The sequence below is a fragment of the Exiguobacterium sp. QJM3NY_9 genome (assembly GCF_056173545.1).
The window spans coordinates 540,311-566,296 of the sequence record NZ_CM149679.1; the positions used below are offsets into that span (position 1 = coordinate 540,311).

23 protein-coding genes are annotated in these 25,986 nt (G+C 46.0%); 16 read left to right on the top strand and 7 right to left on the bottom strand.

All coding sequences use genetic code 11. The features are described from left to right. The first annotated feature begins 31 nt into the window (after positions 1-31). From AC0VYQ_RS02665 to lysA, 8 genes are read left to right on the top strand one after another with little or no spacing between them, the layout of a single operon-like run. Positions 32-1,231, top strand: a complete 1,200-nt coding sequence (locus AC0VYQ_RS02665) for an aspartate kinase (RefSeq protein ID WP_029332620.1) — start codon at positions 32-34, stop codon at positions 1,229-1,231. A 12-nt stretch (positions 1,232-1,243) separates the two neighbouring features. Beyond that, positions 1,244-2,236: an aspartate-semialdehyde dehydrogenase gene (locus tag AC0VYQ_RS02670; protein WP_475404195.1), complete on the top strand. Its 993-nt coding sequence runs from the start codon at positions 1,244-1,246 to the stop codon at positions 2,234-2,236. Between the two features lie 22 nt (positions 2,237-2,258). Continuing rightward, positions 2,259-3,140, top strand: coding sequence for a 4-hydroxy-tetrahydrodipicolinate synthase (dapA, locus tag AC0VYQ_RS02675; RefSeq protein ID WP_475404196.1), 882 nt, complete (start codon positions 2,259-2,261; stop codon positions 3,138-3,140). Further along, positions 3,137-3,883: a 4-hydroxy-tetrahydrodipicolinate reductase gene (dapB, locus tag AC0VYQ_RS02680; protein WP_088836306.1), complete on the top strand. Its 747-nt coding sequence runs from the start codon at positions 3,137-3,139 to the stop codon at positions 3,881-3,883. The genes dapA and dapB overlap by 4 nt, the downstream gene beginning before the upstream one ends. After that, positions 3,870-4,577: a 2,3,4,5-tetrahydropyridine-2,6-dicarboxylate N-acetyltransferase gene (gene dapD / locus AC0VYQ_RS02685; RefSeq protein WP_088836307.1), complete on the top strand. Its 708-nt coding sequence runs from the start codon at positions 3,870-3,872 to the stop codon at positions 4,575-4,577. The genes dapB and dapD overlap by 14 nt, the downstream gene beginning before the upstream one ends. 25 nt (positions 4,578-4,602) lie before the next feature. Beyond that, positions 4,603-5,535, top strand: coding sequence for a branched-chain amino acid transaminase (locus AC0VYQ_RS02690; protein WP_029332625.1), 933 nt, complete (start codon positions 4,603-4,605; stop codon positions 5,533-5,535). Further along, positions 5,532-6,590, top strand: coding sequence for an alanine racemase (gene alr / locus AC0VYQ_RS02695; protein WP_029332626.1), 1,059 nt, complete (start codon positions 5,532-5,534; stop codon positions 6,588-6,590). Before AC0VYQ_RS02690 ends, alr begins: the two co-directional genes overlap by 4 nt. A gap of 13 nt (positions 6,591-6,603) precedes the next feature. Beyond that, complete coding sequence (gene lysA, locus AC0VYQ_RS02700) at positions 6,604-7,914, top strand: diaminopimelate decarboxylase (RefSeq protein WP_475404197.1); 1,311 nt, start codon at positions 6,604-6,606, stop codon at positions 7,912-7,914. A 121-nt stretch (positions 7,915-8,035) separates the two neighbouring features. Here the strand turns inward: lysA and AC0VYQ_RS02705 are convergent, their stop codons facing one another. Next, positions 8,036-9,235, bottom strand: coding sequence for a polysaccharide deacetylase family protein (locus AC0VYQ_RS02705; protein ID WP_475404198.1), 1,200 nt, complete (start codon positions 9,233-9,235; stop codon positions 8,036-8,038). A gap of 191 nt (positions 9,236-9,426) precedes the next feature. Here AC0VYQ_RS02705 and AC0VYQ_RS02710 point away from each other — a divergent pair, with 191 nt between their 5' ends. Then, complete coding sequence (locus AC0VYQ_RS02710; protein WP_029332629.1) at positions 9,427-10,554, top strand: ABC transporter ATP-binding protein; 1,128 nt, start codon at positions 9,427-9,429, stop codon at positions 10,552-10,554. Beyond that, on the top strand, positions 10,551-12,134 hold the full coding sequence (locus AC0VYQ_RS02715) for an ABC transporter permease/substrate-binding protein (RefSeq protein WP_214893748.1): 1,584 nt from the start codon (positions 10,551-10,553) through the stop codon (positions 12,132-12,134). Before AC0VYQ_RS02710 ends, AC0VYQ_RS02715 begins: the two co-directional genes overlap by 4 nt. Positions 12,135-12,266: 132 nt before the next feature. Here AC0VYQ_RS02715 and AC0VYQ_RS02720 read toward each other — a convergent pair whose 3' ends face one another. Further along, complete coding sequence (locus AC0VYQ_RS02720) at positions 12,267-12,464, bottom strand: hypothetical protein (protein WP_088836313.1); 198 nt, start codon at positions 12,462-12,464, stop codon at positions 12,267-12,269. Positions 12,465-12,572: 108 nt separating this feature from the next. Next, positions 12,573-13,112 carry a gamma carbonic anhydrase family protein gene (locus AC0VYQ_RS02725; RefSeq protein ID WP_475404199.1) on the bottom strand — a complete coding sequence of 180 codons (540 nt, stop codon included), beginning with the start codon at positions 13,110-13,112 and terminating at the stop codon, positions 12,573-12,575. Positions 13,113-13,239: 127 nt separating this feature from the next. On the opposite strand from AC0VYQ_RS02725, the gene ade reads away from it, so the two are divergent. Next, the gene (gene ade, locus AC0VYQ_RS02730; RefSeq protein WP_475404200.1) at positions 13,240-14,976 is read left to right on the top strand and encodes an adenine deaminase; all 1,737 of its coding nucleotides are present in this window, start codon (positions 13,240-13,242) and stop codon (positions 14,974-14,976) included. 248 nt (positions 14,977-15,224) lie between these two features. After that, positions 15,225-15,482, top strand: coding sequence for a hypothetical protein (locus AC0VYQ_RS02735; RefSeq protein WP_214893752.1), 258 nt, complete (start codon positions 15,225-15,227; stop codon positions 15,480-15,482). Positions 15,483-15,580: 98 nt separating this feature from the next. Here AC0VYQ_RS02735 and AC0VYQ_RS02740 read toward each other — a convergent pair whose 3' ends face one another. Then, positions 15,581-17,215 carry a peptide ABC transporter substrate-binding protein gene (locus tag AC0VYQ_RS02740; RefSeq protein ID WP_214766725.1) on the bottom strand — a complete coding sequence of 545 codons (1,635 nt, stop codon included), beginning with the start codon at positions 17,213-17,215 and terminating at the stop codon, positions 15,581-15,583. Positions 17,216-17,323: 108 nt separating this feature from the next. Then, positions 17,324-18,007, bottom strand: a complete 684-nt coding sequence (locus AC0VYQ_RS02745; RefSeq protein WP_475404201.1) for an MgtC/SapB family protein — start codon at positions 18,005-18,007, stop codon at positions 17,324-17,326. Between the two features lie 114 nt (positions 18,008-18,121). Here AC0VYQ_RS02745 and AC0VYQ_RS02750 point away from each other — a divergent pair, with 114 nt between their 5' ends. Next, positions 18,122-19,519 carry a basic amino acid/polyamine antiporter gene (locus AC0VYQ_RS02750; protein WP_214845905.1) on the top strand — a complete coding sequence of 466 codons (1,398 nt, stop codon included), beginning with the start codon at positions 18,122-18,124 and terminating at the stop codon, positions 19,517-19,519. Positions 19,520-19,575: 56 nt separating this feature from the next. On the opposite strand, the gene AC0VYQ_RS02755 is transcribed toward AC0VYQ_RS02750, so the two are convergent. Next, a complete protein-coding gene (locus tag AC0VYQ_RS02755; protein WP_475404202.1) occupies positions 19,576-21,615 on the bottom strand; it encodes a sensor domain-containing protein in 2,040 nt (679 codons plus the stop codon). A 181-nt stretch (positions 21,616-21,796) separates the two neighbouring features. Between AC0VYQ_RS02755 and AC0VYQ_RS02760 the strand changes: the two genes are divergently transcribed. From AC0VYQ_RS02760 to nagE, 3 genes are all read left to right on the top strand, one after another. After that, positions 21,797-22,999, top strand: coding sequence for an ornithine--oxo-acid transaminase (locus AC0VYQ_RS02760; protein WP_475404203.1), 1,203 nt, complete (start codon positions 21,797-21,799; stop codon positions 22,997-22,999). A 117-nt stretch (positions 23,000-23,116) separates the two neighbouring features. Beyond that, complete coding sequence (locus AC0VYQ_RS02765) at positions 23,117-23,314, top strand: CsbD family protein (RefSeq protein WP_475404204.1); 198 nt, start codon at positions 23,117-23,119, stop codon at positions 23,312-23,314. Between the two features lie 159 nt (positions 23,315-23,473). Further along, positions 23,474-24,982, top strand: coding sequence for an N-acetylglucosamine-specific PTS transporter subunit IIBC (gene nagE / locus AC0VYQ_RS02770; protein ID WP_475404205.1), 1,509 nt, complete (start codon positions 23,474-23,476; stop codon positions 24,980-24,982). Between the two features lie 59 nt (positions 24,983-25,041). Here nagE and AC0VYQ_RS02775 read toward each other — a convergent pair whose 3' ends face one another. Further along, positions 25,042-25,950 (bottom strand): EamA family transporter, encoded by a 909-nt coding sequence (locus AC0VYQ_RS02775; protein ID WP_029332642.1) that lies wholly within the window; start codon positions 25,948-25,950, stop codon positions 25,042-25,044. Between the last annotated feature and the right edge of the window lie 36 nt (positions 25,951-25,986).

Consider the following 25,986-nt stretch of genomic DNA (forward strand, 5'->3'; position numbering starts at 1 on the left):
TTTTCTGTTTCGGGACAAAGGAGATAGGATTGTGACAACTGTACTTAAATTTGGTGGTAGCTCGGTCGCGACTGTCGAACAGATTCAGTCAATTGCGAATTATTTAAAAAATCGGACAGAACAAGGTGAAAAATTAGTGGTCGTCGTCTCTGCGATGGGGAAGATGACAGACTCGCTCATCGCACAAGCGCAAGCAATCACGGATCGTCCTGAACGACGTGAACTCGATCGATTGCTCGCGATCGGCGAAGAACAAACGATTTCGTTACTCAGCATCGCCTTAAATTCCGTCGGAGTAAAAGCTTTATCACAAACAGGTGCGCAGGCAGGAATCAGCACGATGGGGGTTCATACGAAAAGTAAGATTAAACAAATTGACGGGGACTTGTTACGAAAGAAACTCGAAACCTATGATGTCGTCATCGTCGCCGGATTCCAAGGTGTCAACGAGCTCGGGGATGTTACGACACTCGGTCGTGGTGGATCAGACACAACGGCTGTCGCCTTAGCGGCCGTCCTTGATAAGCGCTGTGAAATCTATACGGATGTCGACGGTGTCTATACGGCGGATCCGCGGATTCATCAAGCGGCACAGCCGATTCCACAAATTTCATATGATGAAATGATGGAAATGAGTGCACTGGGGTCGAAGGTCATGGAGATGCGCAGCGTCGAACTCGGGAAAAAATACGGCGTGCATATCTTTGTTGGGAAAACACTTGAATCGGAAAGAGGGACTTGGATCATGGAGGCAACAGAAACGATGGAACAAAAAGCAGTCACGAGCGTCAGTGTAACGAAAAATGTTTTGACGGTTTCAATCAAACACGTTCCACAAACCAATTCAGCAGTCGCCGACATTTTTGAATTGTTATCGAATCGCCATGTCAATATCGACATGATCAGTCAAACGACCTTTGATAGTGACGTGTTCCTCTCGTTCTCTTGTCCACTCGATGAAGAAGAGTTTCTCGAAGAGGCACTGAAAGATATCATCGATCGTTTTCCGACCGTTAAAGTCGATCGTCATAACGAGCATGCCAAGTTATCGGTCGTCGGAATCGGAATGCGTGACGCAACGGGCGTCGCATCAAAATTATTTGCGACGTTCCGTGCCGAGAACATCACGTTTTATCAAGTCACGACATCAGAAATCAGTATCTCGTATACAATCGCACAAGCAGATATCGAACGAACGGTCGCGGCGATCGCGAACGCGTTTAGCCTGTAAGGAGGAATGAACATGTACCACGTAGCAGTCATCGGTGCGACAGGCGCCGTCGGACAAAAGATGTTACAAGTCTTGAAGGAACTCGATTTTCCAGTCGGTCAACTGTCGGCGTATGCTTCAGAACGATCAGCAGGAAAAGTCGTTTCGTTTAATGGAACGGACGTAACGATTACAGCTTTATCGGAAGACATCATCCATCACGGGATCGACGTCGCATTATTCGCAGCCGGTGGAGCAATCAGTGAACAGTATGCCCCCTTGCTGGCAGAACACGGAACACTTGTCGTCGATAATTCAAGTGCTTTCCGGATGCAAGAGACGATTCCGCTCGTCGTACCAGAAGTCAATCCGGAAGCGGTCAGCAGCACCGACCGACTGATCGCTAATCCGAACTGCTCGACGATTCAATCCGTCGTTGCCCTGGCACCACTCAAACACTTAGGTTTTGAACGAATCACGTATACGACGTATCAAGCAGTCTCCGGTTCCGGTCAAAAAGGAATCGAGGATTTAGCACGAGGCAGCCGCGGTGAAGAACCGGTCAACTATCCGCACCCGATTCATGATAATATCTTGCCGCATATCGATGTCTTCTTAGAAGACGGGTACACGAAAGAAGAGCAAAAAATGATTGACGAGACACGGAAGATTTTTAGCCAACCGAACTTACCGGTCAGTGCGACGTGTGTCCGTGTTCCCGTCACAAATTCGCATTCAGTTGCAATCAACGTGACGTTTTCAAACGAGACGACGGTCGAAGCGATTCGCACAGCACTTGCTGACGCGCCAGGCGTCGTACTGGTTGATGATGTTTCGCGAAATCAGTACCCGATGCCGCTTGATGCAAGCGGGACGGACGAAGTGTACGTCGGGCGGATTCGTCAAGATCAAACGCTCGCGAACACATTCCATCTGTGGTGTGTCGCGGATAACATTCGAAAAGGCGCGGCGTCAAATGCAGTCCAGGTCGCGCGTCATGCTTTAGAAAACGGCATCCATTCTTAATCATACTAAGGAGGAATTTAACATGTTCAAAGGAGCAGGAACAGCACTCGCGACACCGTTCAATTCAGCAGGTGAACTCGACTTAGTCGTTTTTGAACAGTTGATTGAACAGCAACTTGCAGCCAATATCCAAGCGCTCGTCGTCGCCGGGACGACAGGTGAAGGATCGACGCTTTCGAGCGAAGAGTTCGAAACGTTACTTGAGACAGCAGTCCGTGTCACGGCAGGTCGTGTTCCGGTCATTGCCGGTACGGGAACGAACAATACGGCACAGACGATTGAAAAAACGAAAACGGCTCAGCAGCTCGGAGCAGATGCAGCGATGCTCGTGACACCGTATTACAATAAAACGTCACAAGCCGGTTTGATTGCTCACTTTACCGCAGTCGCGGATGCTGTCGAATTACCCCTCATGTTATACAACGTACCTTCACGGACGGGTGTCGCGATTGCAGTTGAGACAGCTGTAACACTCGCGGAGCATCCGAACATTCAAGCATTCAAAGAAGCGAGCGGGGATGTCAGTTTCATGGGTGAATTGATGACGGCACTCCCCGAAGGTTTTGCAGTCTTCTGTGGCAACGACGATCAAATCCTTCCGTACATGGCATGGGGAGCACAAGGTGTCATCTCGGTCCTGTCGAACCCGTACCCGGCAGAAACACAAGCGCTTGCTGAAGCCATGCTCGCAAACGATTTAGTGACGGCACGACGCATTCAAAGTGATTTAATGCCGGTCATCGCAGCCATCTTTAGTGACGTCAACCCGATTCCTGTTAAAGCAGCACTCGAAGAAATCGGGTTTGCAGTCGGTGCACCACGCTTGCCGCTCGTTCGCCAATCCGAAGCCGGGCATGCACACTTACTCGAGACGATGCGTGCTTATAAAGGAGTGGTTCGATGAAGCTTGCCATTCATGGATATGGTGCGACAGGGCATTATGTCGAGGAATTGGCACCCGCTGAAGTTGTCGCCGTTATCGATCAGACGAAGTCAGCGGAGAAAATTCCTTCGTATCAAACGGTGTCCGAGCTAACAGAAGAAGTCGATGCCATCATCGATTTCTCTCACCCGAGCTTGTTGCCGGATTTACTGGCGTATGGCCTCAAAACGAAAACACCGCTCGTCATCGCGACGACCGGATTTTCGGAAGCGGAGTTACAAACGATAAAAGACGCTTCGACTGAAATTCCAATTTTTCAGTCGTACAACATGTCGTTCGGGATCGCGATGATGCAGCAATTGTTACAGGTGCTCGTACCACTCGCCAGTTCGTTCGATATCGAACTGTTAGAAAAGCACCACAATCAAAAGGTCGATGCACCAAGCGGGACGGCAGAACTCTTATTGCGGACGATTCAAGAACTCCGTGACGTCCAGCCGGTCTATGAACGTGAATCGACACGGGAAAAACGCCAAGCGTCTGAGATCGGCATGCACTCGATGCGTGGTGGAACAATTTTCGGTGAACATGAAGTGTTGTTCGCCGGGGTCGATGAATTGATTGAAATCAAGCACACGGCATTATCAAAAAAAGTATTTGCTTCAGGTGCGATTAAAGCAGCCGAAGCACTCATTCAAAAATCGGCGGGACTCTACACGTTAGAGACGCTCTACTCACAGGAGGATTCACATGTTACTAACTGATGCTTACGAAATTGCGAAATTCATTAAAGATGCTAAAAAACAGACACCGGTCAAACTTTACGTCAATGGCGATTTAGCGGGCTTGACGATTGAAGGGGCGACAGCTTTCGGATCGGATGAATCAAAAATTTTCTTTGCAGATGCAGGACTTGCTGCGACTTTCTTAGAAAAGTATTCAGACCGAATCACGGACGTCCACGTCGAATACGATCGTCGGAACAGTGCTGTACCGATGCTTGACACACGTCACTTGAATGCGCGAATCGAACCGGGTTCGTGGATTCGGGATCATGTCGTCATCGGCGATAACGCCGTCATCATGATGGGTGCAATCATCAATATCGGTGCATCGATCGGAGATGGTACAATGATTGATATGAACGCCGTCGTCGGAGCACGTGGCACGATTGGGAAAAACGTTCATGTCGGCGCAGGTGCCGTGGTCGCAGGTGTCCTTGAGCCACCTTCAAAAACACCGGTCATCATCGAAGATGGTGTCTTGATCGGAGCGAACGCTGTCATCTTGGAAGGCGTTCGTGTCGGAAAAGATGCAGTCGTTGCAGCAGGCAGTGTCGTCACAGAAGACGTCCCTGCAGGTAGCGTCGTTGCTGGAACACCAGCACGCGTCATCAAACAGAAAGACGAAAAAACAGCAGAGAAGACGCAATTAGTGGATGATTTACGTTCACTCTGATTGACGTCGAAGAGGAGGAAAACACATGGCAGTGGATACACAGTATGGTGAAGCGATTTGGTTAGACGGGATTTTTCATGATCCAAAAGAAGCGAATACGAGCGTCATGTCACACGCGATTCATTACGGAAGTGGTTTTTTCGAAGGGATTCGTGCTTACGCGACGCCTGACGGTCCGGCAATTTTTCAATTGACGGAACACATCGAACGTCTCTTCCGGAGTTGCGCGTTCTATCACGTCACGATTCCATATACAGTGGAAGAACTTGTCCAGGCAACGATTGATCTCGTTGCGAAAAATGGCTTTGAGTCTTGTTACATCCGTCCATTCGTTTTCCTCGGTACACCGTGGCAGGCCTTGATGGCAAAAGATACGACGGTTCACGTCGGCATCTCGTGCTGGGAGCTTGGTGAATACTTCGATAAAGGTGTCGGCATTCGTGCGAAAGTCGCTTCTTATCGTCGGGTATCGTCAACGATGATGCCGATGCAGGCAAAAGCCGCTGCGAACTATATGAACTCACAACTCTTAAAAGGCGAAGCCCTTCGTGATGGATTTGACGAAGCAATCGCTCTTGATATGAACGGTAATGTCAGTGAGGCGAGCGTCGCGAACTTGTTCATGTTGAAAAACGGGACAATCTACACGCCGTCACTCGACTGTTCTGTCCTTGACGGCATCACGCGTCAAGTCATCATGCGCCTCGCGCAAGATCAAGGGTACCCGGTCGTCGAACGCCACATCGGGCGTGACGAGCTTTATGTCGCAGACGAGATTTTCTTAACAGGGACAGCGGCAGAAATCACGAGTGTTGGGGAAATCGACCATATTACAATCAACGGCGGAACACGGGCTGTCGCGGATGAATTGCTCGAGCTTTACCGACAAACGGTCTCAGGACAACTCCCGCAATATGCAGACTGGTTGACACACGTCACACCAGCGGTAGCTGAATGAATACACGTACACGCGTAACAATCGATCGGGAAGCGGTGCGACAAAATGTCGCATCGGTCTTCGCTCGATCGCAAAAACAGATTTTCGCCGTGGTGAAGAATAATGCCTATAACTTAGGTATGCTTGAAATGGTTGGGACATTGATGGAAGCGGGCGTGCATCATTTCGCTGTCGCTGAAGTTTATGAGGCAATTGAAATTAAAACGAATTTTCCAGACAGTTATGTCTTAGCGATGAATCCAGCGACTCAGTTCGAGGCTGCTCGAGACTATGGCATCGCGCTTGGAATCCCGTCGGTAGATTGGTTGAAGCGGTATCAAGCAGACCTTTCGAACATCGAACTCCATTTAAAGGTCAATGTCGGGATGAACCGTTTTGGTGTCAGTTCACTTGAAGAAGCGCAAGCAGTCCTTGAAGTAGTGCAGGAGCAACAGCTCTGTTTGACAGGGCTATATACACATTTTCCGCTCGCAGACGAGCCGGGAGCGGACCATGATGGACAAGTCGAGCGTTTCTTAGCGATTGCGAACGTCGTCCGGACACAACATGAATTTACGTACATGCATGCTGAAAATAGTGCGACGATCGTCAAACATGACGAACGCCTCGCCTTTTGTAACTATGTTCGTCCCGGTATCTTTTTGTTCGGTTATTCACCGATTGAAAAGATGGACTGGTTAGTCCCTACATTACGGATGACGACAGAAGTCGTTGAAATCCGTGAAGTTGGGGCGGACGAACACGTCGGATACGGTACGTCTTACACGACGGATCAACCGCTTCGTGTCGCCGTCTTACCGGTCGGCTATGGTGATGGTGTCGTCCGGGGGCGGTCCGCTTTACCTGTATTGATTCACGGGAAACCGTATTCAATCATCAGTAAATTATTCATGAGCCATACGTTCGTTGCCGTTGATTCGACAGTCGAAGTCGGGGATGAAGTCGTCTTGTACGGGGACGGAATTGAAATCGACGACATCACACGAACGGGAACGGCAAATAATTCGGAACAGATGTGTGCACGCTCATGGCGATTGGCACACCGTTATCTATAAGGAGGAACTATTTATGTACGGAAGCTCGTATTTGACGGAACAAGACAACACGCTTCAAATCGATGGTGTCGCAGCAACAGATTTAGCAGCACAATATGGAACACCCCTTTACGTGATGGCAGAGCGTGAACTGACAGACCGTTTAGCGACCGTACGAGATGGTTTCTTAACGAAATACCCGAATACGTATGCTTCCTTTGCTTCAAAAGCGTTGACGATTGGTGCCGTCTATCAGCAAGTCGTACGTCACGGACTCGGAATCGATGTCGTGACGGGGGGCGAGCTTTACATCGCGCGTCAAGCGGGCGTACCGGCAGAACGGATCTATTTCCACGGCTCGAACAAATCGACGCAGGACTTGCGGTATGCGGTTGAAGAGGGCGTCGGGAAAATCGTCATCGATCATTACGGTGAGATTGCACAGCTCGAACAAATCGCTGCAGATGCTTGTCAGACAGTGAACGTATTGATTCGAATCGTCCCCCAGGTCATCGGTGGGGCACATACTAAAATTCAGACGGGCGGCGTTGATACGAAATTTGGGTTCTCGACCCATGATGCCTCGTATCTTGAAGCCGTTCGGGCAATCTTAGCGTCGGAACATCTTGTCCTGCTCGGTATTCATTGTCACGTTGGATCACAAATCCAAGATCTTTCGTTGTTCGAGCGGACGGCGCGGACGATGATGGGGTTTGTCGAAACGATTCGTCAAGAAACGGAATTCACGGCGAGCGAAGTCAACGTCGGCGGTGGATTCGGGATTGCATATACGAAAGACGATGTCCCGCTTAACTTTGAGCAAACGATGGAGCACGTCATGGCAATCATCGAGGAAGAGTCGACACGACTTGGAATCGAACGTCCACGGATTGGGATTGAACCAGGGCGGTGGGTTGTCGCGAATGCCGGGACGACACTCTATACGGTCGGGGCGATTAAAGAAGTCCAAGGGGTTCGGACGTATCTGTCTGTTGATGGCGGCATGGCAGACAATATCCGTCCTGCGCTGTACGGTGCAGTCTACGAAACAGTCATCGCCAATCGGGTGACAGGAACGCTGCGCGAAGTGACGGTCGTTGGTGCTGCTTGCGAATCCGGCGATTTAGTCGCAGAAAAAGCGCAATTGGCGGATCCGGCTAGCGGGGATACGCTGGCGGTCTTCGGGACGGGCGCCTATAATTTCTCGATGGCGAGCAACTACAATCAATTTTTACGTCCGGCAGTCGTCTTCGTCAATCAAGGGGAAGCGCGGGAAGTCGTCCGACGCCAAACATATGCGGATCTCGTTACGTGTGATCTCGGTCTAGAAAACGTACGATCTTAATAAACAGCAAGCCTTCCCCGTCGACCGAAACGAGGAAGGCTTGCTGTTTTAAATTTCAGGAAACAGGTTTATCTGCCGAAAGATGGTGTTTCGAAACGTTTTGAGGGAACATCAAGTCAAATTATTTGGATGGGATGACCAATACTTGTCCGATTGAAATCAAGCTGACATTCGTAATCTTATTCGCTGCTGCGAGCGAGCTGACTGTCACATTGTACTTACGGGCAATCGCATAAAGCGTATCTCCACTTTTGACGGTATAAGAAGTCGTTGTTGGGGGAGGTGTTGTTGACGTACCGGGAATTTTTAACACTTGACCAACGGAGATCAAATTGAGGTTAGTGATGTTGTTTGCTGAAGCGAGTGCACTGACGGAAACGTCGTACTTCCGAGCGATAGAATAGAGTGTATCCCCGCTTTTGACGGTATAAGAAGTCGTTGAGGTTGGGGGAGGTGTCGTCGACGTACCGGGAATCGTCAAGACTTGTCCGACAGAAATCAGGTTAAAGTTGGTGATGTTATTTGCTTTAGCTAAAGCGCTGACAGAAATGTTATAGAGGTTTGCGATTTTATAGAGCGTATCGCCAGACTTGACGGTATACGTTTTACTACCTGAAGTCGGGAGTTGCAGTAATTCAGAAACCGTAACGAACGTATACCCTTTAGCTTTCAGTTGCGTAATCATTGAAGGAAGGGCGGTTGGGGTTCCGGATGCACCGGCACCCGTATGCATTAAGACAATCGATCCCGGAACGATGTTCGGAATGACGCGGTTCAAGATTGCGGTAGAACTGATTCCTTTCCAGTCCGTCGTATCGATGTTCCATTGAATCGTTTTCGTGTAACCCGCATTACCGACGGCTGCTAAAACAGCACTGTTGCTTGCACCAAATGGAGCCCGGAAAATTGGTTTTGTTGTCTGTCCCGTTAATGAGTTAAGCAGACTTTCCGTCCGTGTCAATTCACTTGTCATCTGACTTGCAGACAAAGTCGTAAAATCGGGGTGACTGTAGGAGTGATTTCCAATTTGATGCGTCGGTGTTGCACTCGCGATATTTTTGATCGACTGTGGGTGATTCGCGGCACCGGCACCGGTCAGGAAGAAGGTTGCTTTGACATTGTTACTTTTTAAGATACTGAGAATTTTACCGATGTTTGTACCATCCGCCCCGTCATCGAACGTCAATGCCACCACTTTGTTCGTTGTCGAACCTTTCGTGACGAATGTTGAGCTAGCTGCTTCGACTGGTAGCTGATAACTGGACAATGGAATGAACATCAGTAACAAAACAACAAGTAACCGAAGCCATTTTTTACCCATCATGATTTCCTCCTTTTCAGTCCGCTGACACTTCCGCAAACGCTTTACTTATCATTACCCTTTTTTAACAAAAAAACAGAACAATTCCCGTTTATTTCGAGATTTAAACAAAAAAACGAAAAATATTGTTTGAATTCAAAAAAAATAGGGAAAACATAATATATGGAAATAGTAAAAGGAGTGAAATATGGATGATCGAATTTAAAAATGTCGGGAAGCAATTTAAGGACAATGTTGTCTTAAAAGGCTTAACGCTAGAAATCAAAGCGGGTGAACTCGTTGTGTTCATCGGTCCGAGTGGCTGTGGAAAAACAACATCGCTCAAGATGATCAACCGTTTGATTGAGCCCTCTTCAGGAACGATTTTAGTGAATGGGAAGGACATCATGAAGACGGATACGATTGAACTGAGACGCCATATGGGCTACGTCATTCAACAAACCGGTCTATTCCCACACATGACCGTTCGTGAAAATATTCAATTGATTGCCGGTCTAGAAGGAAAAGATCACGATCAAATGGATCAACGGACAGAAGAACTTCTCCAAATGGTCGGCCTCGACCCGAAACAATTCATTGACCGCTACCCAAGCGAACTCAGTGGTGGGCAACAACAACGTGTCGGTTTTGCCCGTGCATTGATGAATGATCCAGATGTTATTTTAATGGACGAACCGTTTAGTGCGCTCGACCCCGTTACCCGCAACGACCTCCAAGAAGAATTATTTAATCTCCAAGAAGAAGTAAAGAAAACTATCGTATTCGTCACCCATGATATGGATGAAGCGATCAAGCTAGCCGATCGGATATGTATCATGCGTGATGGGGAAATTGTTCAATTTGATACACCCGAAGAAATTTTACGACATCCAAAAGATGAATATGTTGAATCATTCATTGGAAAAAATAAAATTTGGAGTAGTCCGGCGTTCATTAAAGCAGAAGATATCATGATTGAAGATCCCGTCTCAATCAGTGGTAAGCGGACGTTGCTGCAAGGGATAGAAATCATGCGTGGACGAAAAGTGGATAGCCTGCTGATTACAGATCGTGATCGTACATTACAGGGAATCGTTAAATTGAAAAACATCCAAACGGTTTCAGATAAGAGTCAACGAATTGAAGAACTCATGGAAGGTGAACTTGTTGCCGTCGATGAACAGGATTCACTGCTTGATGTATTAGAAGTAATGAACCATGAAGAAACAGGTTATTTACCTGTAACGAACAAAGCCGGTCAATTACGCGGCTTGATTACACGAAGTAGCTTGCTTTCCGTCTTGAGTGAGCAGTTCATTCAGGAGGAGGAAGTGCAATGAGTGGATTTTTTGACTATGTAAAAAATAACACCGATCAAATCTGGAACTTATTACTTGAACACTTACAGCTGACCGTATTTGCGGTCGTCATCGCAGTTATCTTAGGGATTCCGCTCGGTATTTTAATTACACGTTATCAACGGTTCGCTAAACCAGTCCTCGCCTTGACGAGTGTCGTTCAGGCGGTTCCGAGTCTCGCGTTACTTGGTTTCTTGATTCCGTTCATCGGGATCGGCTCGACACCAGCCATCATCATGGTTGTACTTTATTCTTTGTTACCTATCGTCAAGAACACATACACAGGTCTCTCAAGCATTCCAGGTGACATGCTTGAAGCGGCTAAAGGAATCGGTCTGACAGAACGTCAGATTCTAGGAAAAGTCCAGATCCCACTTGCCTTACCAATCATGATGGCCGGGATTCGGATTTCTGCCGTGACAGCGGTTGGATTGATGACGATTTCTGCCTTCATCGGTGCCGGTGGACTTGGTTATCTTGTCTTCTCCGGTATTCAAACCGTTGATAACAATCAAATTTTAGCCGGTGCGATTCCAGCAGGTATTTTAGCACTTGCGATCGACTTCATCGTCAGCCGGATTGAGTATTCGGTTGCACCAAGCGGCATTCCGCTTGCTGACGGTCGTATTAAAAACCGGAAACGTAAACGTCGTCAAGCGATGTCTGGTGCTAAAAAAATTGCCATCGCGAGTATCGTCGTTTTATTAATTGGTGGAACGGTTGCGTATTCGTTCTTGAAGCCGGATAAAATCGTCATCGGTTCAAAGAACTTTACGGAACAATTGATTTTAGGGAACATGTTGGCTGATTTGATCGAAGATAAGACCGATTTAGAAGTCGAACGTCAATTAAACCTCGGTGGTACAAAAGTTGCCTATGGTGCGCTTGAGACTGGAGAAATTGACGCGTATGTAGACTATACGGGGACGCTTCTGATCGATGTACTCAAACAAGAAGTAGAAACGGATCCAGAAGTCGTGTATGAAAAAGTTAAAAAAATGATTCCAGCGAAAAGTCAGGTCGATGTCCTCGATCCGATTGGTTTCAATAACACGTACGCATTAGCGATGACAAAAGAAGACATCGAAAAATATGATTTGAAAACAGTCTCTGATATGGCTGCTGTCAGTAATCGTCTGATTCTTGGTTCAACAATTGAGTTCGCGAATCGTGAAGACGGATACCTTGGCTTGAAAGAGAAATATCCGGACATGAAATTCAAAGATGTCCAGCCTGTTGATGGTGGGCTTCGTTATACGGCATTGACGAATGGAAAAACGAACGTCATCGATAGTTTTTCGACAGATGGATTGTTGAAGAAATTTGATTTGACGGTCCTTGAGGATGATAAAGAATTCTTCCCACCGTATTACGCGGTCCCAATCGTTCGTCAAGAAACGTTGGATGAACATCCAGAATTAAAAGAAGTTCTCAATATGTTAAAAGATAAAATCACGGATGAGAAGATGCAAGAATTGAACTTTAAGGCTGACGTCGAAAAAGAACGACCAGAAGATGTCGCACGTGAGTTCTTGATTGAAGAAGGTATGATTAAAAAATAATAAAAAGAGAGCCGAGGCGGGAATCCGCTTCGGCTCTTTATATGCGCGCTGACGCGCTATATCGTTTTGGAAAATAAGATCATTATTTTTTGATTCGACTAGCGAGCCAAGCGCGAACGGTGTTTTGCTGAATCATACACGTTCTTCCTCTCTTGGTTGAGTTGTTCCTGAACTCAAAGATTTTTGCTCGGCATCATTAACAATACGCTGTTGGACTTCAATCGTCAACCAATCTGCTTCGTGTTCAGGTAATGTAGGAAGACCATAACTTGGATTGCTCGTCGACAAAAATAAATCAGACATCAATCGCTCTGCGAATAATGGAATCATCTCATATCCCCCTCAATCTCGATTCATGTGCTACACCTTTAGTGTACGCGCAACATGTAAACGAACGAGAGGGGAAATGTTAAAAACAGGTGAATATTGTAAGTGTTTTCACAAGGCTGTCATATCTTCAGGTAAAGGTACACAATCAGCAGCGTACTGTTGTCCGCGCTTGATATATTTTTTGACAGTCCGCTCCATGATGAACCGGTCGTGATCATTGATTTCGCGAATGACTTTTGCAGGGACGCCCATGACGAGCGAATTCGGAGGGACGACCATTTTAGGTGGAACGAGGCTACCGGCAGCGACGAACGAACCTGTTCCGATTTCTGCTTCGTCTAAAATTGTTGCTGACATGCCGATTAATGCGCCTTTTCGAATGATGCCTCCGTGAATCATGGCCATATGTCCAATCGTGACATCATCTTCGATAATCGTTGAGTATTCCTCATATTGATGAATCATCGAACCATCTTGAATGTTAACCCGCTCTCCGATTGAGATGAGCCCTTCATCCCCGCGGATGACGGTGTTGAACCAGACACTTGAATCTTTCCCAATCTCGACTTCACCGATGACTTTTGCACCGTCTGCGATATATACGCTTGGATCGACCTTTGGAATTAAGTTTCCGACGCGATACTTCATGATTGCTTGTCCTCACTTTCGATTAAGAATTACCTCTTTTATCTTGAACTCCCGAAAAATAAATTGCAACTGCTTACAATCTAATTGTAAGATGGTAAAAATACCGGTCATTATAGGAGGATATAGGATGGATACTACAGTTCGGGCACGACTTATCGCAATTGCGGCGAAAAAACAGAAAGCGGCAATTGTCTATCAAGGCATTCAGGTCATTGATGTGATGACACGTGAGACCTATCAAGCGGATGTCGCAATCGATTCAGGCTACATCGCAGCCGTTGGGGACGGCTATGAAGGTGAAGAGAACATTGACGGAACGGATCAATATATCGCACCGAGTTTCATCGATGGACACGTCCATATCGAATCTTCGATGGTGACACCGAGTGAATATGAACAGGCCATCTTACCGCTCGGAGTGACGACGGTAATCGCCGATCCACACGAAATTGCTAACGTCAAGGGAGCGGACGGTCTACAGTTCATGTTAGATGACGCGGAACAGCTTCGTCTTGATGTACGGATGATGTTACCGAGCTGTGTTCCGGCGACGTCGTTCGAACACGCAGGGGCGTCGTTAAAGGCAGCCGACTTAGCACCGTTCGTCAATCATCCAGGTGTCCATGGCTTGGGGGAAGTGATGGATTACCCGGCGGTCGAACGTGCCGATGCGGACATGCTACAGAAAATCGAGCAGATTGAAGCAGCAGGGAAGCTCGTTGATGGTCATGCAGCAGGTCTTGGTGCACGTGAAGTCAACATCTACGGGGTTGCCGGCATCCGGACGGATCATGAAGCGGTTACGAAAGAAGAAGCGCTCATACGTGCACGCAGAGGGCTGTATGTCGAAGTCCGTGAAGGATCGGCAGCCCGGAATTTAAAAGAAGTACTTGATGCCGTAACGGAAAGCAATGCGAGTCGCTTCTTATTCTGTACAGACGATAAACATTTGGATGATACATTACGTGAGGGAACGATCGACTACAACGTGCGCTATGCGATCGAGCATGGGATTAAACGGGAAACGGCATATGCGATGGCATCACTCCATGCAGCAAATGCCTATGCATTACAAGATCGCGGGGCAATCGTCCCAGGACGCCGGGCGGATTACGTTCTTTTGACGGATCCTGATCGTGTAGTGATTCGTGAAGTGTTCGTAAAAGGCGAATCGGTCGCTCGGGATGGTAAAACAATCATTACGTCTCCAAAAGTAACGGTCCCACCTAATTTGCGCGGTGAATTAAAAACGAAAGAAATCACGGACACAGTGTTTGAACTGCCACTCGCGCACCCGAAAGCAAATGTTATCGGAGTTATTCCGAAAAGCATTGTTACGAACCATCTCGTGTTGGATGTGCCCGTCGTCGATGGAATGTTTGTGCAGGATACAGCGCAAGATTTATTAAAGATTGCTGTCATCGAACGCCATAACGGAACAGACTTCTCAGCAGTTGGCATTGTCCAAGGCTTTGGTATGAAACGTGGAGCGATTGCCGCGACGGTCGCCCATGATTCACATAACCTCGTCATCGTCGGTACTTCAGATGCGGAGATGAAGCTTGCAGCAGAGCGTCTCGTTAAAGCGGGGGGAGGCGTCATCGCGGTCAAAGGTGAGGACGTCTTGGCAGAACTGCCACTTGAGATCGCCGGTTTGATGACGAGTCGTCCGTTCGAGGAAGTCGGAGCTACGTTAGAAAAGTTAAACGATGCACTGGATGTACTAGAAGCGGATCGTTCATTCAATCCGTATTTGACGATGTCGTTCCTTTGCCTACCCGTCATTCCGAACTTGAAATTGACGGACAGCGGACTGTTTGACGTCAAAACCTTCCAACATATTAAGACGCAGGCCTCAAAATAAAGAAACACGGATTAAAAAAGGTGAACACTCACTACGACTAGTGTTCACCTGCTTTATTGATTTCCTTCCCGCCTCAAATCCCATCATTCCTTTACAGTTGTTATTGAATCTTAATATTTTCCAAGTTGAATCATTATCTAATCCTTGTTATAGTTGTTTTTATATCATCTGTGAAAAACATCACTTTTAGTGAAACTTTTTAACCCTTGATTCGTAAAATATAAAAGAAAAAAGAAAGGAAGGATCGTATGGATAAATCGTATTTTGAAGGACATGAAGAACTGATTGCTTGCGTCTATCGCTCGTTCATCGACCAATTTTATGAGTTGCCAGAGCGGCGACGAACAAAACGTCAACTGCGAAACCTTGCATTTTCTGTCATCCGTCAAGCAGGTCCGACCTATCAAGAGCGAACGGTGTTGTATGAATTTTTCGCCGAGTTTTTCAGAGCAGTAGAAGAGGGACAACATGAAAAAATTGAATTCTATAAACAAATCGCACAGTAAAGACCCCAGACGGCTCCGGCAGAAGGGGTCTTTGTTGTTTTATGAAATAAAAAAATCCAAAAACCCACCGGAATGGATTTTTGGATTCCATATGTTACTTACTTAACTTCCATCCATTTAAAGCTCATGTCAGCACCAAATGGGTGGCGGTATAATTTGTCGATGTTAGCCCGTTGCAAGTAAGCTTCACCTTTTTGATAGATTGGAGCAATTGCATAATCTTCTGCGAGAAGCATTTTTTCAGCTTCTTGAAGATCAGACCAACGTTTTGCTTCATCTGTTTCTTTCTTCGCATCTTTAACAAGTTGATCAAACTCTTTATTCGAGTAGTTCATCCGGTTAAAGCTTCCGTCCGTTAACCACATGTCGAGGAACGTCATTGGATCCTGGTAGTCAGGGCCCCAGCCGGCAGCGGAGATGTCATAGTCACCTTTTGACTCAAGATCAAGGAAGTTTTTGAACGGTTGTTGCTTGATTTTGACCGTCAAGCCAGGCAAGTTCTTCTCGAGATCACCTTTTAAGAATTCAGATACCTTTTTGAAGGCATCCTCATCTCGTGAAAGCATATCGAGTTCAACTGTTTTAACACCTAACTCTTTTAGACCGGCCTCCCAGGCTTTTTTCGCCTCTGCAGCGTCAAAGCTTTGAAGGTCTGGGTATTTCGCACGGAAGTCTTCGCCGTCCGGTGTGAACGTGAAATCTTTTGCGACGATGAAGTTCGCAGGTTCTGATCCATCGTTCAGGATGACATCTGTGATGCCTTGCTTCTCGAAACCAAGTGCAAGGGCTTTACGGATGTTCTCATTTTGAAGTGCTTTATTTTTCTGGTTGAAGCGTAAGAAATTGATCCGTGCGTCTGGACGTGTTTTGTAGTCTTCTGACTGTTCGTATTGTGAAACGAATTCAGAAGTGATCGGTGCGAAATCAACTTCTTTTGATTCGAATAAGTTGACGCCAGTCGAGATTTCTTTTACGACCTTCACATCGATTTTATCCATTTTGACGTTTGCTTTGTCCCAGTAATCTGGATTCTTTTTGTATGTCCATCCGGCGTTCGATTGCCAATCTGACAAGATAAAAGGTCCATTGAAGTTCATCGATTCAACATTCATCGCGAATTTGTCGCCTTTTTCTTCGACGAATGATTGCTTAAGTGGTAAGTACGTAGGGAAACTCGTCAAACCAAGGAAATACGGTGCAGGTGCTTCGAGCTGAACTTCGAGTGTTTGTTCGTCGATTTTTTTGACGCCGAGTTCGTCGAGTTCTGCTTCACCCGCCATGATTTTATTGGCGTTCTTTAAATCCTGTAAGATGTACGCATATTCAGCACCTGTTTTCGGATCAAGTGCACGTTTCCATGAGTAAATGAAATCATCCGCTGTGACCGATGAACCATCCGACCATTTTGCGTCTTTGCGTAGTTTGAAGGTATATGTTTGTTTATCATCGGATACTTCAACACTTTCAGCCATCCCAGGCGTTGGTTTATTTTCACCATCCAGACGATAAAGGCCTTCGAATACGTTGTTTGTCACGATGATTGATGTCGAGTCCGTCGTTTTCGTTGGATCGAGTTGTGGGACATCCGTTGTAGAGATAAATGTCACTTCTTGTTTTTTGTTACCATCTGATGACGAGCTACCGTTCGATTCATTATCCTGACCACAAGCTGCTACTGCGAGTAGCGCCATGCTCGATAAGCCAGCAAAGGCGATTTTAGTCTGTTTCTTCATGTGAAAAATGACCCCCCGATTAATTTAAAATAATTTCAGAAAAGTTTGAACATAATGTAAATTTAAGTGAAAATGGATGAAAATGCAACATAAATTTTCTGATAATTCTCACTGATCAAGGTCTATTTGCTCAATTCCGAGCGATTTCAAGTAGTCATAAAGTATGAAAATCGTGACACGGTGAGGCGAGTACATCCGCAATGTCAATTGCTGTGGCGTGCCGCGTAAACGAATATTCGTAATCCGGACGCCTTGTTGTTCGAGCGCTTTTTTAACCGTTTCTGCATCGAGTGTTTCCGGTAAAGTCAAATGAGCGACGATGACGTTTGCTTCAAACCGGCTGTTGTTGAATCGTTTCATGATCCAGGTGATACTTTCGAGCGAAACGAATAGAAAAAGTACGAGAAAGCTTGACTCAATAATGAATCCTGCACCGACGGCAATCCCGATGCCGCTCGCCGCCCAGATAATTGCTGCTGTCGTCAAACCACTGACGATATCATGTGGACGTCGGAGGATGACGCCGGCTCCGATGAATCCAATTCCGGCGACGATTTGGGCGACGATTCGCATCGGATCCATCTGGACATGAGAAGCAATGTTTTCATAAAAAATAACGGAGTTGATTGAAACGATGGTTAACAGGCAACTGATCAGGGTAATTACGAGGCTAGTACGTATACCAACTGGCTTGTTTTTGACTTCACGTTCGAATCCGATAATGATTCCAAATGTTGCGGCAATCATTAATTTATATAAGTCCTCTAGTTGGAACGAATGCACCCATGCCATCATCATCAAATCCTTTCTTTACATTGAAGTGGGTTTTGTTATAATGAACTTTGTGTCTTCGAATGAATATACGTTTAATATGAATAGATATACAGATTTGGAGGAAGTGTTTACATCATGAATCAACAAAAGATTGGTTTTTTTGCATTAGCAGCAATGGTCATCGGTTCGATGGTTGGAGGGGGTGCCTTTAACCTGCCAGGAGCGATGGCTCAAAAAGCAAGTGCTGGTCCGATTTTAATCGGTTGGAGCATCACAGGGCTCGGTATGATTATGTTGGCATTAGTTTTTCAGCACTTGGCGAATAGTAAGCCGGAGCTTGAAGGTGGTATTTATGCGTATGCACGAGAAGGCTTCGGTCGTTTCGTTGGTTTCAATAGCGCTTGGGGGTACTGGGTATCAGCCTGGATCGGTACCGTTGCGAATATCACGTTAGTCTTTAACGCACTCAGTTATTTCTTCCCGATTTTTTCAGCGGAAAATCGACTATTTTTATTGATGATGAGTGTCGTCGTCGTGTGGGGACTGTTTTGGATTGTCTCGAGTGGGATTAAAGAAGCAACACTCGTTAACTTGATTACGACAATCGCTAAGCTTGTCCCCATCCTAATCTTCATTCTGCTCGTCGGGATTGCGTTTAATGTACGCACGTTCAATCTTAATTTTTGGGGAGAGGGAACGGAGCTTGGATCGATTTTTGAACAAGTGAAGGGAACGATGCTTGTCACGCTTTGGGCATTCGTCGGAATTGAGGGAGCCGTCGTCTTATCGTCACGTGCGAACAAGCGGAGTGATGTCGGTAAGGCGACCGTGACAGGTCTCGTCGGCGTACTCGTCATTTACATCTTGATTTCAGTGTTATCACTCGGTGTCCTGACGCAAGAGCAACTAGCCGGATTAAATGAACCGACAATGGCGTATGTTTTGGAAGCCGCAATCGGACCGGTCGGTGCAACCATCATCATGATTGGATTAATTATCTCGTTGTCGGGTGCTTTGCTCGGTTGGACGATTTTAGCTTCAGAGATTTCCTATCTTGTCGCGAAAGATGGAGCTTTTCCAAAAGTGTTCGCGAAGACGAACCGGAATGGAGCACCCGTCGGCGCATTGCTTATCACACAAATTGCGACACAACTCGTTGCGGCGGTTGCTTTGTTCTCGGCCCAAACGTATCTTGTTTTATCGAGTATTGCCGGGATTTGTGCACTTTTACCGTACTTGTTGTCGGCGATCTATAGCGTTCGTTTCTCTAAGGCGGAACGCAATACGAAGATGTTGATTTTCTCTATTATTGCTTCCTTCTATTCGATTTGGCTCGTGTATGCGTCGGGTATTTGGTACATCGTCATTGCAGCATTGGTTTATGCTCCAGGTATCATTGCCTACTCGTTAGCAGAACGTGAGCAAAAACGTAGTGGCATGTCACGTTACGAGATGATTGCGAGCGGTGTGCTCGTAATTTTAGCGGGGATTGCCATTTATGGTATGGTCGCTGGTCAAATCCAGTTGTAATCGTAAAAAAGGGCTGACTTTTGAGTCAGCCCTTTTTATATTTTCAACAAGCGATATCAGCTAGTTGAGGAATTAAATCGTTTGTCGACCTCGTCGGCGGATAAAGGTTTTGCGAAGATGAATCCTTGCATCTGTTGACATGATGTTGTTTTTAGATACGCTTCAGCGCTGGAAGTTTCGACTCCTTCCGCAACTAAATTAAGGTTCAAATTCCGACCTAGTTGAATAATGGAATCTAATAATCCTACATTTCCAACGTCAATCCCATCAATAAAAGTTTTATCGATTTTGAGTTCATCGATTGGAAAAGCACTTAAATATTGAAGTGAAGAATAACCTGTTCCGAAATCATCGATGGACAGGCGGAAACCGAGTGACTTGATTAATTGCATCCGTTCGAGTGTTCGCTGTGTTTGTAGGATAGCGATGTTTTCTGTCATCTCAAGCGTCACTGAGCGAGGCGAGATTATTTTATTTGAAATCAAGTGTTGGAGCGTCCGGATAAAGGAATCGCTTTGGAACTGGTGGGGCGAAATGTTGATGGCCATCGTCAGCTTAGGGTCAATCGTCTGTTGCCACTTGGCTAGTTGTTCGCACGCCTCGAGTACGACCCAGTTATTGATGGGTGTGATGAGTGCTGCTTCTTCGGCAAGCGGAATGAACTCAGCCGGCGGAATACTTCCGAGTGCTGTATGATTCCAACGCAGCAATGCCTCGAAGCCATTCACACGTCTCGTTTTCAAGTTGATGATTGGCTGATAAGCGAGTGAGAACGCGCCATCTTCCAAAGCTGTAAATAAAGAACGTTCAAGCTGTACTTTTCGTGTAAATTGTTGATCCATTTCATGTGTTAAATATTGAATCGTTCCTGTTCCGACAGCTTTTCCTGAGTATAGTGCCATTTCTGATCGCCGGAATAAATCTTCGAGTGAACTGGCCTCTGACGGATAGAGCGTGATTCCGAACGTACAGGAGATGATTAATGAATGACCATTAATGTAGTAAGGGCGTTGAATGACTTGTTGGAGCTTACGGACGAGTTGGAACAACGTATTTCTGTCGGAAGCGGGAATGAGTAGACCGAATAAATCACTCATCGGATGAAAGGTTAAGGTACCTTCTGTCTGCTGTGAGAGACGAATGGCTAATGCTTGTAAAAGTTGATCACCGATGTGCGTTCCGAACGAATCATTGATGACTTTGAAACGATCGATATCAAATAAGATTAAAGCGAGCGGCTGAGTGGGTGAAGCGTGATCGAACATTGTTGCACCTTCTCTTAAAAATCCACGTCGATTGAGTAAGTGCGTCATTTCGTTATGGTGGACTAGAAAATTAAGTTCCTCTTCAAGACGCGTTGTTTCGGTCACATCAGTCCCGATAAATAGGTGTTGGAACCGGACACCGGCCGCATCATAAATCGGAATAAGTGTCGCTTGGAGAAACTTTTTTTCGGACGATGACGTTTCAATCGGTACTTTTCCGGACCAGGCTTTTTTTTGTTTAATTTGCGAGCGGATGGTCATCAATACTTCGTTTTCGGCTGCACTGAGCAACTGCGTCCAAGGGCGCTTGATTAGCTGATTCGGACAAAAACCTGTGAAATCGACCATGTTGGCGTTCGCATAAGCGATAGTGCCCCGTGCATCCAAAACGAGGACACAGGCGATTTGATCAAACGCATAGCGTAAGTCCATCAATCCTTGAAAGAGCGGTTTCGTACCAGATTGTTGAGCGGTTGAAGGAAGACTACAAAAAGAAGCACCTATGACGTATTCATCGCTATCGTCAAACAATGGCGTGATCAACATTGTCGAGGTCATGCTTGTACCTGTTTTGTGTAAAAAATACGTGTTCGGAAGTTGAATGGCCTGACGACGTTCTAAAAATGATTTCCAAATCTGTTCACTAAAAGCAACGTCTTCCGGATTTAATAACGGGAGTGTTCGACCTAACACTTCATCTGCAGACCATCCCCAATAGTCTTCAGCCGAAGGGTTCCAGATACGAACGGTTAAATCCAGATTTAAGATGAAGGCAGGTAAGGGGAACTTACTCATGACGACTTCATAGGAATCAATGGTCGAACGGTCCATTACATGCACACACTCCTTGTTACGCAAATTGATAGTTCAGTTGTCTTGTCTATTCCCAATATATTCAATCAACATGCAGATAAACCCTCTTGGATGTTTAATTTTTGTATGAAGATTATTTTGAGGAATCTGTTATAATCGATTTGAAAGCGTTTTCTAAAGAGTCAAAGGGGGACTATTTATGAATCAAACAGAAAAAATCATTCAACAGACAGAGCAGTTCGGGGCACATAACTATCATCCACTTCCAATCGTCATTTCAGAAGCGGAAGGCGTCTTCGTCAAAGATCCGGAAGGACGTCAGTATATGGATATGCTCAGTGCTTACTCAGCCGTCAATCAAGGGCATCGTCATCCTAAAATCATCGAAGCTTTAAAACGCCAGGCTGATAAGATTACGTTGACGTCACGTGCGTTCCATAATGATCAGTTAGGTTTCTTCTATGAAAAAGTAGCGAAGTTGACGAATAAAGATATGGTTCTACCAATGAACACCGGTGCAGAAGCCGTCGAAACAGCAGTAAAAGCTGCACGACGTTGGGCGTATGAAGTAAAACGGGTTCCGGGCGACGCTGAGATTATCGTGTGCGAAGGAAACTTCCACGGGCGGACGATGACTGCTGTTTCCATGTCGACGGAAGCAGAATACCAACGTGGTTTTGGACCACTGTTACCTGGAATCAAAACGATTCCGTATGGTGACCTGGAAGCCTTAAAAGGTGCAATCACTGAAAACACGGCAGCTTTCATCGTTGAGCCGATTCAAGGGGAAGCGGGAATCTTGATTCCGTACGATGGTTTCTTAAAAGACGCGCAAGCTGTCTGTAAAGAGCAGAACGTCCTGCTCGTGGCTGACGAAATCCAATCAGGTCTCGGACGTTCAGGCAAATGGTTTGCTTCGGATTGGGACGAAGTGACGCCAGACATGTATATTCTCGGAAAAGCACTAGGGGGCGGAGTATTCCCGATTTCATGTGTCGCGGCAAATCGGGACGTACTGAATGTCTTTAATCCAGGCTCGCATGGCTCGACATTTGGTGGAAATCCATTAGCATGTGCCGTTTCAGTTGCTTCGCTTGAAGTACTTGAAGATGAGAAGTTACCTGAGCGGTCGCTCGAACTCGGAACGTATTTCATGGAGAAACTAAAACAAATCAAAAATCCAATCATTAAAGAAGTCCGCGGACGCGGTCTTTTCATCGGGGTTGAGTTGACAGAAGCGGCTCGTCCATATTGTGAAGCATTAAAAGAAAAAGGTTTGCTCTGTAAAGAAACGCATGAGACGGTCATTCGTTTTGCACCGCCACTCGTCATCACGAAAGAAGAGCTCGACTGGGCCTTTGAACGAATCGAACAAGTATTAGGCGCCTCAGTAACGCAATAATTGATGGATCGAGACTTCCCAGTCGATAATGACGGGAAGTCTTTTTCTTTTTTATGTTTGATTCTTTTAGAGGTGGGAAAATACTATTATTCGCAAAAAAAATAGGGGGTAATGAATATGTCAGATAACAGTGGTTTGAATAAAAAGTTCGATGGTGCAGTCGATAAAGCAGCAGGTAAAGCAAAAGAGGCACTTGGTAAAGCAACAGGGGATAAATCAACAGAACGTGATGGGAAGAAAGATCAACTAAAAGGCGGCGCGAAAAAGACAGTCGGAAATGTCCAGCAAGATCTTGAGGATACGAATCGTCATTAATGCATGGCTGAAAGTACCCGAACGTTCGGGTACTTTTTTTATGAATAAATTTGTATAAAGGTCTAGTCATTTAGATGTTTATATGAAATAATAACAGTTGTAAAAGCGTTTTCATTGTTCTATCACAAATCATTATTTACTTAAGAAAGGATGAAGTGTATGTTGCAATTTCTTCAACGGATTGGTAAAGCCTTAATGTTACCAATCGCCGTATTACCAGCCGCAGGGATTGTCTTACGACTCGGATCGGCAGACATGCTGGATATCCCATTGATGGTTGCAGCGGGAGGGGCAATTTTTGATAACCTGCCGCTCATCTTCGCTATTGGTGTCGCAATCGGACTTTCGATTGATGCCAGCGGGGCAGCCGGATTAGCTGGGGCAGTTGGTTATCTCGTTTTAAAAAATGGTGTTGATTCAATGAACAAAGATTATTCCAACGCCCAAATTCAAGCGAAGTATGATGCGATAGCGGCCATTGTCAATGACTCTTCGACGAAAGCTGACGGTGCGACCTTGAGTGCGATTGCGAATCAGGCGAGTCTCGGTTCGATGGTCAATATGGCTGTATTTGGCGGAATCATTGCCGGAATTACAGCTGGGTTGCTTTACAATCGTTTTTATAACATTAAACTTCCAGATTGGTTAGCATTCTTTGGTGGGAGACGGTTCGTTCCGATCATCACCTCTGCTGTCATGCTCGTTTTAGCTTTTATCTTTGGTTACTTATGGCCGTTCATCGAAGATGGGATCAATGGTGCCGGAGAATGGATGGTCAGCCTCGGAGCAGGCGGTGCCGCACTGTTTGGATTCTTCAACCGTCTCTTGATTCCTGTCGGTCTTCATCATGTCTTAAACAATATTTTTTGGTTCGTGTTCGGTTCGTATGAAAAAGCAGACGGGACGATCGTCAATGGAGACATTGCCCGTTTCTTTGCCGGAGATCCGACAGCGGGTATCTATCAGGCTGGTTTCTTCCCGATTATGATGTTTGCGCTACCGGCAGCTGCTGCTGCAATGGTGATGGCAGCACGAAAAGAAAATCGAAAAGCTGTTGCAGGAGCGATGATCGGTTTAGGATTGACTTCTTTCCTAACGGGGATTACAGAGCCGATTGAATTTTCATTCATGTTCCTTTCACCCGTTTTGTATGTCATGCATGCCGTTTTGACAGGTCTTTCGATGGCCGTCGTCAATTTGCTTGGCATCTTACATGGGTTCTCATTCTCGGCCGGTTTTATCGACTATGCCTTGAATTTTGGAATCGCTACAAAACCGTTGTTGCTGATTCCGGTTGGTCTCGCGTTCGCGGTCATCTATTACTTCCTGTTCTACTTCATGATTACGAAGTTTGATTTAAAAACACCAGGTCGTGAAGATGAATCGCTTGTAACAGACACGGGTATCGTAACAGGTGTTTCAGATGATAAGTATGAGCAACAAGCAGCAAAAATCTTTGCAGGTCTACAAGGTACGGAAAATGTGACGGCGATTGATAATTGTGCAACACGTTTACGTTTACAAGTCAAAGATACAAGTGTAATTGATGAAGCAGCGATTAAAGCCGCTGGTGCAAAAGGTGTCATGAAGATGGGGGCGACAAACGTCCAAATCATCATCGGGACAGATGTTGAATTCGTCGCGGATGCCATGAAACGTCAAAAATAAGTAAACAAAAGACCATCGCTCATGAGCGATGGTCTTTTGTTTTGAAGGGAGATACACTTTTAAGAAAAGTCACGTTGATTGTGCGACGCAGTGACTGTTTTTTGTTTTGGGGCGTGGGCATAAATCGGATAAAAAATACCGACTAAAATGATGATGATACCAATCCATTGCGAGCCCATTAAATGTTCGCCTAAAATGAGCACAGAACAGATAACTGCTGTTGGGAGCTCGGCAGCCCCGAGCAATGAGACGCTGGCAGGACTGAGATGTGGTGCACCTGCAGCAAATAAAAGTGGTGGTAAAATCAAAGCGAATAAGCCGAGTGGAAGGGCATAAAGCAACATTCCATTTTCAAAATTTGTTTCGCTCAAGAAAGTAGTAGGTGGATACATAATCATGACGAAAAGTAACCCACCTGTCATCATATAAAAGCTCTTTTTGATGACCGGAAGATGATTTGCGACACGTCCGCTCGCGAGTAAAAAGATGGAGAAGCTGACCGCTGCTCCTAATCCGAACAGTGTTCCGCGGAAGTCAAGCGAACTCGTGTAAGCAGCACTTGCCAAAATGGCTCCGCCAATCAAGAGGATTGCTGACAAGAAGTGTGCCCGTGAAGGTAAGCGTTTCGAAATGATTGAATCGATAACAACACCAATCCACGTAAATTGGAACAATAAGATGATTGCGACGGAAGCAGATATTGTCTGCAGGCTCTGATAGTAAAGGTAACCTGTCGTCCCACTGGAGATGCCGATAATGACCAGTTTCATAGCGGTCGTAGGTGCGAGACGTAGATTTTTTGTAAATAGCGCAAGGATGAAAATCATGAGCCATCCGAAGAGAAACTGACTTCCTGAAACTGTAGCAGAGTCGAAGCCGGCAGCATAAGCTAGTTTGACAATCGTTGAAAGGACACCGTAACTGATAGCGCCGATTAAAACGAAAAGTGTTGCTTTTGATCGATTCATTTGGTTGCCTCCATGTTTTAGAACGCACAAAAAAGG

Coding starts and splice junctions, on each gene's coding strand:
- AC0VYQ_RS02670 (WP_475404195.1), top strand. CDS start 1,244: ATGTACCACGTAGCAGTCATCGGTGCGACAGGCGCCGTCGGACAAAAG.
- dapA (WP_475404196.1), top strand. CDS start 2,259: ATGTTCAAAGGAGCAGGAACAGCACTCGCGACACCGTTCAATTCAGCA.
- dapB (WP_088836306.1), top strand. CDS start 3,137: ATGAAGCTTGCCATTCATGGATATGGTGCGACAGGGCATTATGTCGAG.
- dapD (WP_088836307.1), top strand. CDS start 3,870: ATGTTACTAACTGATGCTTACGAAATTGCGAAATTCATTAAAGATGCT.
- AC0VYQ_RS02690 (WP_029332625.1), top strand. CDS start 4,603: ATGGCAGTGGATACACAGTATGGTGAAGCGATTTGGTTAGACGGGATT.
- alr (WP_029332626.1), top strand. CDS start 5,532: ATGAATACACGTACACGCGTAACAATCGATCGGGAAGCGGTGCGACAA.
- lysA (WP_475404197.1), top strand. CDS start 6,604: ATGTACGGAAGCTCGTATTTGACGGAACAAGACAACACGCTTCAAATC.
- AC0VYQ_RS02705 (WP_475404198.1), bottom strand. CDS start 9,235: ATGGGTAAAAAATGGCTTCGGTTACTTGTTGTTTTGTTACTGATGTTC.
- AC0VYQ_RS02710 (WP_029332629.1), top strand. CDS start 9,427: ATGATCGAATTTAAAAATGTCGGGAAGCAATTTAAGGACAATGTTGTC.
- AC0VYQ_RS02715 (WP_214893748.1), top strand. CDS start 10,551: ATGAGTGGATTTTTTGACTATGTAAAAAATAACACCGATCAAATCTGG.
- AC0VYQ_RS02720 (WP_088836313.1), bottom strand. CDS start 12,464: ATGATTCCATTATTCGCAGAGCGATTGATGTCTGATTTATTTTTGTCG.
- AC0VYQ_RS02725 (WP_475404199.1), bottom strand. CDS start 13,112: ATGAAGTATCGCGTCGGAAACTTAATTCCAAAGGTCGATCCAAGCGTA.
- ade (WP_475404200.1), top strand. CDS start 13,240: ATGGATACTACAGTTCGGGCACGACTTATCGCAATTGCGGCGAAAAAA.
- AC0VYQ_RS02735 (WP_214893752.1), top strand. CDS start 15,225: ATGGATAAATCGTATTTTGAAGGACATGAAGAACTGATTGCTTGCGTC.
- AC0VYQ_RS02740 (WP_214766725.1), bottom strand. CDS start 17,215: ATGAAGAAACAGACTAAAATCGCCTTTGCTGGCTTATCGAGCATGGCG.
- AC0VYQ_RS02745 (WP_475404201.1), bottom strand. CDS start 18,007: ATGGCATGGGTGCATTCGTTCCAACTAGAGGACTTATATAAATTAATG.
- AC0VYQ_RS02755 (WP_475404202.1), bottom strand. CDS start 21,615: ATGGACCGTTCGACCATTGATTCCTATGAAGTCGTCATGAGTAAGTTC.
- AC0VYQ_RS02760 (WP_475404203.1), top strand. CDS start 21,797: ATGAATCAAACAGAAAAAATCATTCAACAGACAGAGCAGTTCGGGGCA.
- AC0VYQ_RS02765 (WP_475404204.1), top strand. CDS start 23,117: ATGTCAGATAACAGTGGTTTGAATAAAAAGTTCGATGGTGCAGTCGAT.
- nagE (WP_475404205.1), top strand. CDS start 23,474: ATGTTGCAATTTCTTCAACGGATTGGTAAAGCCTTAATGTTACCAATC.
- AC0VYQ_RS02775 (WP_029332642.1), bottom strand. CDS start 25,950: ATGAATCGATCAAAAGCAACACTTTTCGTTTTAATCGGCGCTATCAGT.